At 70.5% G+C, this 15,681-nt stretch carries 12 protein-coding genes and 1 pseudogene; 8 read left to right on the forward strand and 5 right to left on the reverse strand.

The features are described 5' to 3' along the window. On the forward strand, window positions 1–2,523 hold a 2,523-nt coding region (locus GRC12_RS16360; RefSeq protein WP_368861485.1), incomplete at its 5' end, for an ATP-binding protein. A gap of 3 nt (window positions 2,524–2,526) precedes the next feature. Here the strand turns inward: GRC12_RS16360 and GRC12_RS16365 are convergent. From GRC12_RS16365 to panB, 3 genes are all read right to left on the reverse strand, one after another. Next, a complete protein-coding gene (locus GRC12_RS16365; protein WP_208780009.1) occupies window positions 2,527–3,342 on the reverse strand; it encodes an ABC transporter permease in 816 nt (271 codons plus the stop codon). Beyond that, window positions 3,339–4,364 (reverse strand): ATP-binding cassette domain-containing protein, encoded by a 1,026-nt coding sequence (locus GRC12_RS16370; protein ID WP_208780011.1) that lies wholly within the window; start codon window positions 4,362–4,364, stop codon window positions 3,339–3,341. Before GRC12_RS16370 ends, GRC12_RS16365 begins: the two co-directional genes overlap by 4 nt. A 175-nt stretch (window positions 4,365–4,539) precedes the next feature. Then, on the reverse strand, window positions 4,540–5,406 hold the full coding sequence (panB, locus tag GRC12_RS16375; RefSeq protein WP_208780014.1) for a 3-methyl-2-oxobutanoate hydroxymethyltransferase: 867 nt from the start codon (window positions 5,404–5,406) through the stop codon (window positions 4,540–4,542). A 233-nt stretch (window positions 5,407–5,639) separates the two neighbouring features. On the opposite strand from panB, the gene GRC12_RS16380 reads away from it, so the two are divergent. The 4 genes and pseudogenes from GRC12_RS16380 (at window position 5,640) to GRC12_RS16395 (ending at window position 10,484) form a co-directional block, all read left to right on the forward strand. Further along, entirely contained in the window at window positions 5,640–7,229 is a 1,590-nt protein-coding gene (locus GRC12_RS16380) for an MFS transporter (RefSeq protein ID WP_208780017.1), read from the forward strand. A 64-nt stretch (window positions 7,230–7,293) separates the two neighbouring features. Further along, complete coding sequence (locus GRC12_RS16385; protein WP_208780019.1) at window positions 7,294–7,923, forward strand: TetR/AcrR family transcriptional regulator; 630 nt, start codon at window positions 7,294–7,296, stop codon at window positions 7,921–7,923. A 296-nt stretch (window positions 7,924–8,219) separates the two neighbouring features. Next, window positions 8,220–9,168 (forward strand): annotated as a pseudogene (locus tag GRC12_RS16390) (endonuclease/exonuclease/phosphatase family protein). Between the two features lie 98 nt (window positions 9,169–9,266). Next, the gene (locus tag GRC12_RS16395) at window positions 9,267–10,484 is read left to right on the forward strand and encodes an MFS transporter (RefSeq protein ID WP_208780022.1); all 1,218 of its coding nucleotides are present in this window, start codon (window positions 9,267–9,269) and stop codon (window positions 10,482–10,484) included. Window positions 10,485–10,655: 171 nt separating this feature from the next. Here GRC12_RS16395 and GRC12_RS16400 read toward each other — a convergent pair whose 3' ends face one another. Then, window positions 10,656–12,017: a glutamine synthetase family protein gene (locus GRC12_RS16400; RefSeq protein ID WP_208780024.1), complete on the reverse strand. Its 1,362-nt coding sequence runs from the start codon at window positions 12,015–12,017 to the stop codon at window positions 10,656–10,658. Window positions 12,018–12,326: 309 nt separating this feature from the next. Between GRC12_RS16400 and GRC12_RS16405 the strand changes: the two genes are divergently transcribed. Beyond that, window positions 12,327–13,517 carry a globin domain-containing protein gene (locus GRC12_RS16405; protein WP_208780027.1) on the forward strand — a complete coding sequence of 397 codons (1,191 nt, stop codon included), beginning with the start codon at window positions 12,327–12,329 and terminating at the stop codon, window positions 13,515–13,517. Window positions 13,518–13,579: 62 nt separating this feature from the next. Here the strand turns inward: GRC12_RS16405 and GRC12_RS16410 are convergent, their stop codons facing one another. After that, the gene (locus GRC12_RS16410; RefSeq protein ID WP_208780029.1) at window positions 13,580–14,017 is read right to left on the reverse strand and encodes an RrF2 family transcriptional regulator; all 438 of its coding nucleotides are present in this window, start codon (window positions 14,015–14,017) and stop codon (window positions 13,580–13,582) included. Between the two features lie 163 nt (window positions 14,018–14,180). On the opposite strand from GRC12_RS16410, the gene GRC12_RS16415 reads away from it, so the two are divergent. Both GRC12_RS16415 and GRC12_RS16420 read left to right on the forward strand, forming a co-directional pair. Then, window positions 14,181–14,852 (forward strand): DUF3105 domain-containing protein, encoded by a 672-nt coding sequence (locus tag GRC12_RS16415; protein WP_208780030.1) that lies wholly within the window; start codon window positions 14,181–14,183, stop codon window positions 14,850–14,852. 1 nt (window position 14,853) lies between these two features. Further along, window positions 14,854–15,480, forward strand: coding sequence for a DUF305 domain-containing protein (locus tag GRC12_RS16420; protein ID WP_208780031.1), 627 nt, complete (start codon window positions 14,854–14,856; stop codon window positions 15,478–15,480). Window positions 15,481–15,681: the final 201 nt, after the last annotated feature.

Here is a 15,681-nt window from a genome sequence, read left to right on the forward strand (position 1 = left end):
CCCCAACCCCCCGGCAACCTCCGGGCCCGGCTCACCTCCTTCGTCGGGCGGGAAGCCGACATCGAGGCCATCCGGGGAGACCTCGGTGCGGCTCGGCTGGTCACGTTGCTCGGGCCCGGTGGGGCCGGGAAGACGCGGTTGTCGCAGGAGGCCGCCGAGGCCGTGGGGGACGGTGCGCGGGACGGGGTGTGGCTGGCGGAGCTCGCTCCCGTCGACCACCCGGACGCCGTACCGGAGGCCGTGCTGACCGCCGTGGGCGCCCGGGAGACCGTGCTCTACGGCGCCGGCGCCGAGGCCATGCGGGCGGCCGGGAACGACCGGCACGACGACCCGGTGGAGCGACTGGCCGAGCACTGCGGCAGGCGGCGGATGCTGATCGTCCTCGACAACTGCGAGCACGTCGTCGAGGCCGCCGCGCGGCTGGTGGAGGAGCTGCTGGAGCGCTGCCCCGAGCTGACGGTACTGGCGACCAGCCGCGAACCCCTCGGCGTACCGGGCGAGTTGCTGCGCCCGGTGGAGCCGCTGCCCGAGCCTGTCGCGCTGCGGCTGTTCGCCGACCGGGGAGCGGCCGCACGGCCGGGGTTCCGGGTCGAGGACGATCCCGCGGCGTGCGCCGAGATCTGCCGGCGGCTGGACGGACTGCCCCTCGCCATCGAGCTCGCGGCTGCCCGGCTGCGGATGTTGACACCACGTCAGATCGCGGACCGGCTGGACGACCGCTTCCGGCTGCTGACCTCCGGCAGCCGTACCGTGCTGCCCCGCCAGCAGACCCTGCGGGCGGTCGTCGACTGGTCCTGGGACCTGCTCGACGAGGAGGAGCGGGACGCGCTGCGGCGGCTGTCCGTCTTCGCCGGCGGCTGTGACCTCGCGGCCGCGGAGGCCGTCTGCGGACCCTCCGCCCTGGACGTGCTCGGCTCGCTCGTCGACAAGTCCCTTGTGGTCGCCGCCCCTTCGGGCGACGGCGGTATGCGCTACCGGCTCCTGGAGACCGTCGCCGAGTACGCCGGCGAGCGGCTCGACGAGGTGGGCCGGCGCACGGAGACCGAGCGCGCCCATCTGACGTACTACCGCGAACTCGCCCGCAGAACCGACCCGTTGCTGCGCGGCCCCGGACAGCTCGCCGCCATCGCCCTGCTGGAGCGCGAGTACGAGAACCTGCGCACCGCCCTGCGGCACGCGGTCGCCGAACGCGACGAGCAGGAGGGCCTGTGCCTCGTCCTGTCGCTGGCCTGGTACTGGCAGATGAGGGACGCGCGCATCGAGGCCCGCAACTGGTGCGCCGAGGTCATGGCCCTGGGCCCCGACCCCTTCGCCGCCCCCGTCCGGCGCGCCGTGCCCGTCTGGCAGCGCTGCAGCGAGGTCCCGCCGCCGTACACCGGCGACCTCCTCGACGAGGCCCGGCGCGGTGTCCATCTCGCCCATCTGGCCTGTATGGACACCGAGTTGGAGGCCTGGGAGACCCCGGCGGCGAAGGAGAAGCTGCGGATCATCAGCGAGGTGTACGAGCCCGGCATGCCGCAGACCTGCCATTCCCCCGGCCTGGTCTGGTTCTTCGCGGTGATGCTGTCCGGCAGTGTGGAGCGGCTGCCGGTGATCCTGGACGCCTGCGTCGAGACCTGCCGGGCCACCCCGGGCATGGAGTGGGACCTCGCCGCCGTGCTGCAGATGCGCGCCAACCTCCTCGCCAACCGCAGTGACTGGGCGGGGGACGCGGCCCGCGACGCCGACGAGTCACTGGAGATCTACCGGAGGCTCGGCGACCTGTGGGGCACCGCCGAGGCGCTGTCCGCGCGCGGGGAGGCCCATGAACGCGTCGGCGAGTACCGTCTCGCCGCCGCCGACTACGAGGCCGCGATCGAGCAGGCCGAGCGCCTCGGCGCCCGCGCCCAGATGGCCGTACTGGGCGCCAGGCTCGGCAGCGCGCTCATGGAGGCCGGCGAGACCGAGCGGGGCGAGCGGATTCTGCGGGAGGTGATCGACAGTCAGGAGGGCTCGGGCACCGAGGCCATGCCCGCCGCGCGGATGTTCCTCGCCGGACGCCTCGGCATGACGGGTCGCATCCCGGAGGCGCGCGAGCAACTGCGGCGGCTGCGCGAGGAGTTCAAGGTCGCGCACTTCGTCGTCTTCGAAGCGTTCATCCTCGGTTCCGAGGCCTGGATCGAGGCGCTCGACGGCAACTACGAGCTCTCGCTGGACCTGACCCGGCAGTGCCTGGAACGGGCCGCCGACCCGCTGACCGTGGCCATCGCCCCGCACATGAACCCGCTGTACCTGGCCCTCTCCGCGATAGGCCTCGCCGAGACCGACGGCGGCCGCCGGGCCCGGGACGGCGCCCGCGCCCTGGGCGCGGCCGAGGCGTCCCTGCCGCCGAGCCATGTGGCGACGCGCCTGGAGCGCGAGGTGTACGAGCGGGCCCGACGGCACACCCGCGCGGTGCTCGGCGACGCGGAGTACGAGGCCGCGTACGCCGAGGGCGGCGGCCTCTCCCTCGTGGAGGCCACCGCCCTGGTCCGGGACGACTGAACGTCAGCTCTTGGTGCGGAACTTGTGGATCGCGTACGGCGCGGCGATCGCCGTGATCGCCACCGACCAGCCCAGCGTCACCCACAGGTCGTGCGCGACCGGGCCGCCCACCATCAGTCCGCGCGCCGCGTCGGCGAGGGTGGAGAGCGGGTTGTAGTCGGTGAAGGTCTGCAGCCAGCCCGGCATGGAATTCGTCGGCGCGAAGATCGACGAGCCGAACTGCAGCGGGAACAGCACCAGGAAGCCCATCGCCTGCACGGACTGGGCGTTCTTCAGGATCACGCCGAGGGTGAGGAACACCCACATGATCGACGAGGCGAACACCGCGGACAGGCCCACGGCCGCCAGCAGACCGCCCCAGTGGTGGATGTGGAAGCCGACGAGCACGGCGACGATCATCAGCACGGTCGTCGCGAACAGCATCCGCAGCAGTTCCACCGTGATCTTGGCGAAGAGCACGGAGCCGCGCCCGATCGGCAGGGACCGGAAGCGGTCCATGACACCGGAGTTGAAGTCCTGGCTGAAGCCGGTGCCGACACCCTGGGAGAGCGTCATGCTCATCATCGCGATCATGCCCGGGATGACGTACTGCACGTACCCGTCCTGACCGCCGCCCAGCGCCAGTCCGATCGAGCCGCCGAAGACGTACACGAACAGCAGGGTGAAGACGACGGGCATCAGCAGCGCGTCGAACATCGACTCGGGATCCTGCCGGATCCACAGCAGGTTGCGGCGGATCAGGGCGCCGGTGTGGCGCAGGTGGCCACGCAGTGGGATGCGGGCGTCGGACGCGGTGGCGGTGACGGTGGCGGCGCTCATACGGCGACCTCCTCGCGGGTGTCGGCGGGCACGGTGTCCTGCGGGGCGCCGGCGCGGTGGCCGGTGAGGGAGAGGAACACCTCGTCCAGGCTGGGCAGTTCGGTGGTGATGGAGGAGAGGGTGATGCCGCGGGCGGTCACGGCCGAGACCACGGCGGTCAGCTGCTCGTCGCTGAGGACCGGGACGAGGACGGTACCGCTGTCGGCGTCGACGGTCGTGGTCGCGAGGCCGGTGATGCCGAGCTCGTCGAGGGCGGCGGCGAGCGGCCGCAGCTGCACCGGATCGGCGGGCCGCACCCGCAGCGTCCGGCCGCCGACCTTCGCCTTCAGCTCCTCGATGCCACCGCCGGCGATGACCTTGCCCCGGTCGACGACGGTCAGCTCGGAGGCGAGCTGCTCGGCCTCCTCCATGTACTGGGTGGTGAGCAGGACGGTCACGCCGTCGCCGACCATGGCCTTGACCTCGTCCCAGACCTCGTTGCGGGTGCGGGGGTCGAGTCCGGTCGTCGGCTCGTCCAGGAACAGCACCTGGGGCCGGCCGATCATGGAGGCGGCGAGGTCGAGCCGGCGCCGCATACCGCCGGAGTAGGTGCTCGCGGGCCGCTTGGCGGCGTCCGTCAGCGAGAACCGCTCCAGCAGCTCGTCGGCGCGGGCGCGGGCGTCCTTGCGGGGCAGGTCGAGCAGGCGCCCGATCATGTAGAGGTTCTCCCAGCCAGGGAGCTTCTCGTCGACGGAGGCGTACTGTCCGGTCAGCCCTATGACCCGGCGCAGCTGGCGGGGCTGGCGCAGTACGTCGTACCCGGCGACCGTCGCCTGACCGGCGTCGGGGCTCAGCAGGGTGGACAGAATCCGCACGAGGGTGGTCTTGCCGGCGCCGTTCGGACCGAGGACACCCATCACGGTGCCCTCGCGCACGTCCAGGTCGACCCCGTCCAGCGCCTTGGTCTCGCCGTAGTGCTTGACCATCCCCCGTACGGTGACGGCGTTCTCGCCGCCGCTGGAGTTCTTGTCGATTCGTGTCATGCCGAGAACGGTGCCAGCCCCGGCCTACAAACCACCGACACATCACCTACAGCCCCGTGCCGGTGCCTACACCGCGCCGACAAAGCAGCAGCCCGCCGACGGGGGAAGATCGGCGGGCTGCCTCTGTGCCGCTGTGGCTCTGGTGACGGAGTGCTCGTCGTGGCTCGTGCTTGTTTTAGTGGACGGAGTGCTCCTCGAGCGGGAAGGTGCCGCCGACGACGTCCTCCGCGAACTCCTTGGCCGCGTTGCCCATGACCTCGCGCAGGTTCGCGTACTGCTTGACGAACTTCGGGACCCGGCCGGACGTCAGCCCCAGCATGTCGGTCCACACCAGCACCTGCGCGTCCGTCTCCGGACCCGCGCCGATACCGACCGTCGGGATGTGCAGCACCCGCGTCACCTCGGCCGCGAGCTCCGCCGGAACCAGCTCCAGGACCACGGCGAAGGCGCCCGCGTCCTGCACGGCCTTGGCGTCCCGCAGCAGCTGCTGCGCCGCCTCCTCGCCGCGTCCCTGCACCCGGTAGCCCATCGCGTTCACCGACTGCGGGGTCAGCCCGATGTGGGCCATGACCGGGATCCCGGCCTCCACCAGCAGCCGGATCTGCTCGTGCGACCGCTCGCCGCCCTCCAGCTTGACCGCCCCGACTCCGGCGTCCTTGACCAGCCGGGTCGCCGAGCGCAGCGCCTGCACCGGTCCCTCCTGGTAGGAGCCGAAGGGGAGGTCGCCGACGATCAGCGCGCGCTGCGTGCCGCGGACGACGGCCGCCGACAGCATGGTCATCTCGTCCAGTGTGACGGGCACGGTCGTCTCGTACCCCAGATGGCAGTTGCCCGCCGAGTCGCCGACCAGGATCACCGGGATACCGGCCTCGTCGAAGACGGACGCGGTCATCGCGTCGTAGGCGGTGAGCATGGGCCACTTCTCGCCGCGTTCCTTGGCGAGGGCGATGTCGCGAACGGTGATACGGCGGGTGCCCTTGCCCCCGTACAGCGCCTTGCTGCCGTCGGAGGGCTTCGCGTGGGCAGCCGAAAGCTGCGTCATTGCAACGGCTCCTTCAGTCATCTCGAGGCGCCCTGCCGGCGTCCCCGGATCACCCCCATGGTGGCACTTCGTGCCGGGGAGGGCCAGAGGTCCCCCGAGGGACCCCGGTCACGCGACGCGAGGGCCACTCGTACGAGGCTCGAGGGCCGCTCGCGTAAGGATGGAGTAAAAACAATTCCGATACGAGACGGTGCCGTATCGGAATGGCGCTGGACATGCCTAGTCTGGACCACATGACCTCCGCACCTGCCCCTGCCACCCGGATACCCGAAGCCGTGCACCGGCGCCGCTGGGCGATCCTCGGCGTTCTGATGCTGAGCCTGCTGATCGTGGTGCTCGACAACTCCATCCTGAACGTCGCCATCAAGACGATCTCCACCCCGGCCCCCACGGGCCTGGGCGCCACGCAGAGCGAGCTGGAGTGGGCGATCAACGCCTACACGCTCGTCTTCGCCGGCCTGCTGTTCACCTCCGGCCTCATCGGCGACCGGGTGGGCCGCAAGAAGGTGCTGCTCGGCGGTCTCGTCGTGTTCGGCGCCGGCTCAGCGCTGGCCGCCGAGTCCGGCTCCCCGACCCAGCTCATCGCCTTCCGGGCGCTGATGGCCCTCGGTGCCGCCTTCGTGATGCCGGCCACCCTCGCGGTCCTGATGAACGTCTTCGAGCGCGAGGAGCAGCCCAAGGCCATCGGCATCTGGGCCGGCGGCGTGGGCCTCGCCATCGCCATCGGCCCGATCACCGGCGGTCTGCTCCTGGACCACTTCTGGTGGGGATCGGTCTTCCTGATCAACGTCCCGATCGTGATCCTCGCCCTGGTCCTGATGGTCTGGCTGGTGCCCGACTCCCGCGACCCCAGGCCCGGCCGGCTCGACCCGATCGGCGTCGTGCTGTCCGTCGTCGGCCTGGTCCTGCTGGTGTACGGCATCATCAAGGGCGGCCAGCTCGCCGACTTCACCGACCCCCAGGTGCTGTCGACCATCGTCGCCGGTCTCCTCGTGCTCGCCGTGTTCGTGGTCTTCGAGAAGCGCAGCGACCACCCCTCGCTCGACGTCACGTACTTCAAGAACAAGGTGTTCTCGGCCGCCATGGCCGCCATCGCGCTGGTCTTCTTCGCGCTGATGGGCGTGACGTTCTTCGCCGTCTTCTACACCCAGAGCGTGCGCGGCTACTCGCCGCTGCAGTCCGGTCTGCTGATGCTGCCGCTGGCCGCGGCGCAGCTGATCTTCGCGCCGCGCGCACGGCTGCTCGTCGACCGGTTCGGCAACAAGGTCACCACCGGCGGTGGTCTGGTACTGCTCGCGGGCATGCTCGCCGCGTTCGCGGGCTTCGAGGCGGACACCCCCATCTGGGTGCTGGAGGTCGTCTTCTTCCTCATGGGCACCGGCATGGCGCACGTGATGACCCCGACCAGCGTGGTCATCATGCAGGCCCTGCCGCGCGAGAAGGCCGGTTCCGCCTCCGCGCTGAGCAACACCTTCCGCCAGGTCGGCGGCGCCCTCGGCATCGCCGTCCTCGGGTCGGTGCTGTCCACCGCTTACCGCAACGGCATCGAGGGCAAGCTCGGCCTCCTCCCGCCAGGACTGCGGGACACCGCCGCGGAGTCCATCGAGGCCACCCTCGGCGTCGCCGCGAAGCTCGGTCCCCGCGGCAAGTCGCTGGTCACCCCGGCCAACGACGCCTTCCTGCACGCCATGCACGTCACCGCCCTGTGCGGCACCGTCGTCGCGCTGCTCGGCGCGGTGGTGGCGTTCTGGTTCCTGCCGGGCAAGCCCCCGGCGCGTCAGAAGGGCGAGGAGCAGCAGGAGTTGGTGGCCGCGGCGGAATAGCGTCTTCCGCCGCACCGGGGGGCAGCAGGGAGAATCGCTCCAGCACGACGAAGGGACGACACACGTGAGCCTCGCCGACACTCCAGCCGCTCCCGGGGCCCCCGTCCGGGGACGCCCCCGCAGTGAGGCGGTCGAACGCGCCGTCATCGAGGGGGTCATGAAGCTCCTGGAGGACGGCGTCCCGCTCGCCGAGCTCTCCATCGAGCGCATCGCGCGGACCGCCGGGGTCGGCAAGGCCACCATCTACCGCCGCTGGAGCGGCAAGGAGGAGCTGTTCGTCGACGTCGTCCGCAGCGCCGAGCCCCCCGGTCCCCAGCTGCCGGGCACCTCCATGCGCGACGACCTGGTGGCCCTGCTGGAGCAGCTGCGCCAACGCGGCCTGATGACCCGCTCCTCGGCCATCCTGCACAACGTGCACGCCCAGATGAAGAGCAGCCCCAAGATATGGGCCGCCTACCACGCCACGGTCGTCAGGCCGCGCCGCGAACTGCAGATCTCCATCCTGCGCCGCGGCCAGGCCGACGGCGAACTGCGCACCGACCTGGACGTCGAACTGCTGAACGACATGTTCGTCGGCCCGATGCTCTTCCGGACCCTGATGCGCCCGGACGCCGACCTGCCCGACGGCCTGTCGGAGCAGATCGTCGACACCCTGCTCGAAGGACTACGGCCCGTCAGTTCACCGGCCGCGTAGCCCGAATGTGCGCGTTCCGTCACAGAACACGCTTACCGCCCGCCGATCCGGAACCCCTCGGACCGCCTTCCACGTCCCACTGCCCGTACGGCCGTCAGGGGACGGCGGAACGGAACCGATCATCCCCTAGGGTCTTAGGGACACCCCTTCGCGGGTGACGGATGGTGTGCACGGCAGGCAGTGAGGCGACACGGTATGGCGCAGCAGGCGTACATGACGGAGACGGACAACGGAGGCTCGGGACCCGAGCGCCGTAGAGACCGGTTCCGGCGCCTGATGTCACGTCTGTTCTCCGGCTGGCGCGGCGACCCCGGAATCTGGCGGCGCGGCATCGTGCTCGCCGCGCTCGCGGTGATCCTCGCCCTCGTCATGCTGCTGCACGCCCGCATCCCCAACCGGGTGGGCAACCTGGGCAGTCTCACCGAGACCTTCCTGCCCTGGCTGGGCCTGCTGATCCCGGTGCTGCTCCTGCCGGCCCTGGTACGCAAGTCGGCCACCGCGCTGATCGCGCTGCTGGTTCCGCTGACCGTCTGGCTGAACCTCTTCGGCGGACTGCTCAGCGACAAGACCGGCAGCGGCGGCGACCTCACCGTCGCCACGCACAACGTCAACGCCGACAACCCCGACCCGTCCGGCACCGCCCGTGACGTGGCCGCCTCCGGCGCGGACGTGGTGGCCCTGGAGGAGCTGACCGCGACGGCCGTCCCGGTGTACGAGCGGGCGCTGGAGCCGACGTACAAGTACCACTCGGTGCAGGGCACCGTCGGGCTGTGGAGCAAGTACCCGATGAGTGACGTGCGGGCCGTCGACATCAAGCTCGGCTGGACCCGCGCCATGCGCGCCACGGTGACCACGCCCGAGGGCCCGGTCGCCTTCTACGTCGCCCACCTGCCCTCGGTCCGGGTCAAGCTGGAGGCCGGGTTCACCGCCCGTCAGCGGGACAAGAGCGCCGACGCGCTGGGCGAGGCCATCGCCGACGAGAGGCTGCCGCGCAAGATCCTGCTCGGCGACCTCAACGGCACCATGAACGACCGCTCCCTCAACGGCGTCACCTCCCAGATGCGCTCCACCCAGGGCGCGGCGGGCAACGGCTTCGGGTTCAGCTGGCCCGCCTCGTTCCCGATGGCGCGGATCGACCAGATCATGGTGCAGGGCATCGAACCGGTCAGCTCCTGGACGCTGCCCGAGACCGGCAGCGACCACCTTCCGGTGGCCGCCCGTGTGAACCTCGACACCAGCTCGTAACCCGCTGGAATACCGGGCCTGAGAGGCTTTGTTCCGCGAGTGAACATAAACTTGCGGAACACGTCCCCCTCAAACCTCCGAAAGGAACAGGCCCCTTCATGCCCCTGGCCTTGCTCGCACTGGCCGTCGGCGCTTTCGGCATAGGCACCACCGAGTTCGTGATGATGGGCCTGCTGCCCGACGTCGCGGACGACCTGCACATCTCGATCCCCGCCGCCGGGCACCTGGTCTCGGCGTACGCGCTGGGGGTCGTGATCGGTGCCCCGCTCCTCGCCGCGCTCACCGCCCGCATGTCGCGCCGCACGGTCCTGATCGGCCTGATGGCGCTGTTCGTCGCGGGCAACGCGCTGTCCGCGTTCGCCCCCGGCTACGACTCCCTGCTGGCCGCCCGCTTCCTCAGCGGCCTGCCGCACGGCGCCTTCTTCGGCGTCGGCGCCGTCGTCGCGACGAACATGGTCGCGCCGGAGCGCAAGGCCCGCTCGGTCTCGCTGATGTTCCTGGGCCTGACGGTCGCCAACATCGCGGGCGTACCCGTCGCCACGCTCATGGGCCAGCACCTGGGCTGGCGCGCCACCTTCCTCGGCGTCGGCGCGATCGGCCTGGCCGCGATCGCCTCGCTGGCCGCCCTGATCCCGCACGACCACACCCAGGCACCCGCCGCCGGGCTGCGCCGCGAACTGTCGGCCCTGCGCTCGCTCCCCGTCTGGCTGGCCCTCGGCACCACGGTCGCCGGCTTCGGCGCGCTGTTCGCCGCCTACAGCTACATCACCCCGATGCTCACCGGCGCCGCGGGATACGCCGAGTCCAGCGTCACCCTGCTGCTGGCCCTGTTCGGCGTCGGCGCGACGGCCGGCAACCTGGTCGGCGGCCGCCTCGCGGACCACTCCCTACGAGGCACGCTCTTCGGCGGCCTGGTCTCCCTGGCGGCCGTACTCGCCCTCTTCCCGCTCCTGATGCACGCGCGGTGGAGCGCCGCGCCGGCGGTCGCACTGCTCGGCGCGGCGGCCTTCATCACCGGCTCGCCCCTGCAACTGATGGTCATGGAGAAGGCGTCGGCGGCCCCGTCCCTCGCGTCCTCCGCCAACCAGGCCGCGTTCAACCTGGCGAACGCCGGCGGCGCCTGGATCGGCGGGGTCGCCCTGGCCGCGGGCTTCGGAGTGACGTCTCCGTCACTGGCGGGCGCGATGCTGGCGGTGCTGGGCCTTGGTGTCGCGGGGATCGCTTACGCGGTGGACCGGCGCCGGGTTCAGCAGAGCGGGACAGGCCGACTCGTCGCCGTACACCTGCCGGAGGCGTCGGAAGTACTGCACCGCTGACGCCCACTTCGACGGTGCGCAGGTCGCCGGAGCGGCACGAGGCCCCTCGCGCCGCTCCCGCCGGACACAGCCCGCAGCCCCGGAACCGTGGCGGTTCCGGGGCTGCGGCCAAGCTGTTCCGTCAGATGTTCCCGTACGAAGCCCAGCCGCACCTCTGCTGCGACCTGCCCCCTACAACACCGGCAGATTCTTCCGCAGCTCGAACGCGGTGACCTCGGACCGGTACTCCTCCCACTCCTGCTTCTTGTTGCGCAGGAAGAAGTCGAAGACGTGCTCGCCCAGCGTCTCGGCGACCAGGTCGCTGCGTTCCATCAGGGTCAGGGCCTCGCCGAGGTTCTGGGGGAGGGGTTCGATGCCCATCGCCCGGCGTTCCGCGTCGGAGAGGGCCCAGACGTCGTCCTCGGCGCCCGGAGGGAGTTCGTAGCCCTCCTCGATGCCCTTGAGGCCGGCGGCCAGCAGGACGGCGTAGGACAGGTACGGGTTGGCGCCGGAGTCGAGGGAGCGGACCTCCACGCGCGCGGAGCCGGTCTTGCCGGGCTTGTACATCGGGACCCGGACCAGGGCCGAGCGGTTGTTGTGGCCCCAGCAGATGTAGGAGGGAGCCTCGCCGCCGGCGCCCGCCGTGCGCTCCGAGCCGCCCCAGATGCGCTTGTAGGAGTTGACCCACTGGTTGGTGACCGCGGAGATCTCCGCCGCGTGGCGCAACAGGCCCGCGATGAAGGAGCGGCCGACCTTGGAGAGCTGGTACTCCGAGCCGGACTCGTAGAACGCGTTGCGGTCGCCCTCGAAGAGGGAGAGGTGGGTGTGCATGCCGGAGCCCGGATGCTCCGAGAAGGGCTTGGGCATGAAGGTCGCCTGCACCCCCTGCTCCAGCGCCACCTGCTTCATGACCAGGCGGAAGGTCATGATGTTGTCGGCCGTGGAGAGGGCGTCGGCGTAGCGCAGGTCGATCTCCTGCTGGCCGGGAGCGCCCTCGTGGTGGGAGAACTCGACCGAGATGCCCATGGACTCCAGCATGGTGATCGCCTGACGGCGGAAGTCCATGCCGATGTTCTGCGGGGTGTGGTCGAAGTAGCCGGAGTTGTCGGCGGGGGTGGGGCGCGTGCCGTCGAGCGGGCGGTCCTTCAGCAGGAAGAACTCGATCTCCGGGTGCGTGTAGAAGGTGAAACCCAGGTCGGAGCCGCGCGTGAGGGCGCGCTTGAGGACGTAGCGCGGGTCGGCGAAGGACGGGGAGCCGTCCGGCATGAGGATGTCGCAGAACATCCGCGCCGTGCCGGGGGCCTCGGCGCGCCAGGGCAGGATCTGGAAGGTGGACGGGTCCGGCTTGGCGATCATGTCGGACTCGTATACGCGGGCGAAGCCCTCGATGGCCGAACCGTCGAAGCCGATGCCCTCATCGAACGCCTGTTCAAGCTCGGCGGGGGCCACGGCGACGGACTTGAGGAAGCCCAGCACGTCCGTGAACCACAGGCGTACGAACCGGATGTCGCGCTCCTCCAACGTCCGGAGCACGAACTCCTGCTGCTTGTCCATCTTCCGCTTCCCCATCCTTGCTGGTCAGGCCGCCTGTCTCCCTGTCCCGCAGGAGGCGGTCGGGCACCTGAGCATCACACCACAACAGCATTTCATGCGCGTTGCCGACCTTGATCGTCGAGGCGACCTCGGCCTGAACGCCTCACGTGTGCCAGGTGTACGGCTCTGCCGCCCATCTTGCCTGCTCGGACCGACATCCGTAATGCCCCGCCCCGCCTCACACGTGACCATCGCCACGCCCGCTTAATTTGCATCTCAGATTCCAGTTTAAATACGGTTCCGATCAGCCGAGTTCACGAGGAGCCCCCGATGCTGTCCGAGCCAGCCGCCGCAACCGTCCGCGCCACCCTCCCCGCCGTCGGAGCACACCTCGGCGAGATCACCGAGCGCTTCTACGCCGGCCTGTTCGCCGCCCGCCCGGAGCTGCTGCGCGACCTGTTCAACCGCGGCAACCAGGCCGCCGGCACCCAGCGCCAGGCCCTGGCCGGCTCGATCGCCGCCTTCGCGACCCACCTCCTGGACCACCCGGACCAGCGGCCGGACGCGATGCTCACCCGCATCGCCCACAAGCACGCCTCCCTCGGCGTCGCTCCCGAGCAGTACGCACTGGTCCACGAGCACCTCTTCGCCGCCATCGCCGGGGTCCTGGGCGAGGCCGTCACCCCGGAGGTCGCGGCAGCCTGGGACGAGGTCTACTGGCTGATGGCGAACGCCCTCGTGGCGATCGAGAAGCGGCTGTACGAGGAGAGCGCGGACGGGTCCGGCTGGCGGGAGTGGGAGGTCGTCGAGCGGGTCACCGAGACCGCCGACGTGGTCTCCTTCCGGCTGCGGCCCGTCGACGGCGGCCCGGTCGCCGACTTCCGCGCGGGCCAGTACGTCTCCGTACGCGCCGAACTCGCGGACGGCGCCCGCCAGATACGCCAGTACAGCCTCTCCGGCGCCCCGGGCTCGCCCCTGCGCCGGATCAGCGTGAAGCGCGTCCACGATGGCGCCTCACCCGACGGAGAGGTCTCACAGCACCTCCACGCGCGCGTGCGTGAGGGCGACGTCCTGGAGCTGTCCGCCCCGTACGGCGACCTCGTCCTGGACACGACCGACGGCACCCCGCTGCTGCTCGCCTCCGCCGGCATCGGCGTGACCCCCATGATCGCGATGCTGGCCCGGCTCGCGGCGGACGGTCACGGCGGCCCGGTCACCGTCGTCCACGGCGACCGGTCCCCCGCCGACCACGCCCTGCTCGCCGACCACGAGGCCTGCACGGCGAAGCTCGCGAACGCCACGACGCACTTCTGGTACGAGCAGAACGCCACCCCGGGCACCCGCACCGGCATGGTCGACATCGCCGGCGTCGACGTACCCGCCGGCACGCGCGCGTACCTGTGCGGTCCGCTCCCCTTCATGCGGGCGGTCCGCGCGCAGCTGATCGGGAAGGGCGTGGCCCCGGCGGACATCCACTACGAGGTGTTCGGCCCCGACCTCTGGCTCGCCGCCCAGGCCTGACGGGCCTCCGGCTCGCCGCCCAGGCCTGACGGCCCCGGCCCACCCTGAGAACCCTGAGAGGGCTACGAAGCGCGGCCGATCTCCAGCAGGAGCGGTCCGGTCGGGGCGGCGACCATGTCGGCCACCGTCAGCGGGTCCAGCGAGGCGTAGAAGGCCTCCTGGGCCCGGCGCAGGGCGCCCCGGAGGCGGCAGGCGGAGTTCAGGGGGCAGGGGGAGGCGCCGCCCTCGCAGTCGACGACGTCACCGTCGCCCTCGAAGGCGCGCACCACACCGCCGACGGAGGCCGTGCGGCCCTTCGCGCTGAGGGACAGCCCGCCGCCCCGGCCGCGGCGGGCGTCGACCAGACCCTGGTGCCGGAGTTCGGCGACGACCTTCGCCGCGTGCGTGTACGGCACGTCCATGTCCGCCGCGACCTCGCGGGTCGTCGGACTGGACTCGCCGGCGACGGCGAGCCGCATCAGGACGCGCAGGGCGAGGTCGGTGGAGCGCAGCAGCCGCATACGGGCAGCGTAGATAATGCGCATCTGCGGTTCAAATTATCGCTCGATTCCTGTCGGATACGTATCGATCCGGCCTTTCCTGTGCCCTGCCTGCGAATCGCCCCTCCGTCCCCATTACGATCAGCCCACCCGACGTCCCTTCCCCCCTATAAGGACACCCGCCATGGGCTCGAAGACCACCAGTGCCGCCCGCAAGGCGCGCATAGAGGAGATGCGGCGCGCCGAGAAGGCCCGTGAGCGGCGCAATCGCATCCTCGTCATCGGCGCGAGCGTGGTCGTCGTCGCCGGTCTCGTCGTCGGTGGTGTGGTCCTCGTCAACAACCAGTCGGACAAGAAGAGCGACAGCGCGAGCGACGCCAAGGGCGGCAGCTCCGGGGATTCCGGGCACTTCACCACCGGCAAGGACGGCGTGCGGACCTGGTCGGGCAAGCTGTCCCGCAACCACGTCTCGGGAACCGTGAGTTACCCGATGCACCCGCCGGTCGGCGGCAACCACAACCCGGTGTGGCTCAACTGCAACGGCAACGTCTACACCAAGGCCGTCAAGGACGAGAACGCCGTGCACGCGCTGGAGCACGGCGCGGTGTGGGTGACGTACACCGACAAGGCGAAGAAGTCCGACGTGGACACGCTCGCGGCGAAGGTGAAGCAGACGCCGTACTCGCTGATGAGCCCGTACACCAACCAGACCTCGCCGATCGAGCTGACGGCGTGGGGCCACCAGCTCGGCGTGACGAGCGCGGACGACCCGAAGGTCGCCAAGTTCTTCGAGACGTACGTCCAGGGCAAGCAGACTCCCGAGCCGGGTGCCTCGTGCACGGGCGGGACGATGTGACATGAGGAAGCACATCGGCTGGATCGCGGGAACCGCCGCGGCGGCGCTCGTCGCGGCCGGCGCGATCACCTACGCGGTCGCCGAGGACGGCGGGTCGAGCACGGGCACACCGGCCGCGGAGTCCGCCGACGCCGGGTTCGCCCGGGACATGGCGGTCCATCACCAGCAGGCCGTCGAGATGTCGTACATCGTCCGCGACCGCACGAAGAACGTGGAAGTGCGGCGCCTCGCCTACGACATCGCGCAGACGCAGGCAAACCAGCGCGGGATGCTGCTGGGCTGGCTGGATCTGTGGGGGCTGCCGAAGGTGTCGGCGAAGCCGCCGATGTCCTGGATGGGCATGGGCGACATGCCCGAGCGCGGGGACGGCTCGCTGATGCCCGGCATGGCGACGGACACCGAGATGAAGAAGCTCGGAACCCTCAACGGCAAGCAGGCCGAGATCTTCTACCTCCAGCTCATGACGGACCATCACAAGGGCGGCATCCACATGGCCGAGGGCTGTGTCGCCAAGTGCCGGGTCGGCGTGGAGAAGCAGCTCGCGCAGGGCATGGTCGACGCGCAGCAGTCCGAGATCAAGCTGATGGCGGACATGCTCAAGGAACGCGGCGCGAAGCCCAGGTCGTAGGAATTGCCGTCGAAGGCCGAAAACACCGAAGGACGTAAGCCCCAAATCACCTCGGACAGCGCTTCCTTGGGTTCTTCTTGGTGTTCTCATTCCCCTGGCATGAACCGTTCATCGAAAGAGTGGCCCCTACCGTGTGATCCAATTCCGTGCCTCCGCCGCGGCTCGGTCTACGCGGATCACCGATGACCGACCACACATGCG

Origin of the sequence: Streptomyces griseorubiginosus (assembly GCF_017614965.1) — a bacterium.
In the GTDB taxonomy this organism is placed as follows: domain Bacteria; phylum Actinomycetota; class Actinomycetes; order Streptomycetales; family Streptomycetaceae; genus Streptomyces; species Streptomyces griseorubiginosus_B.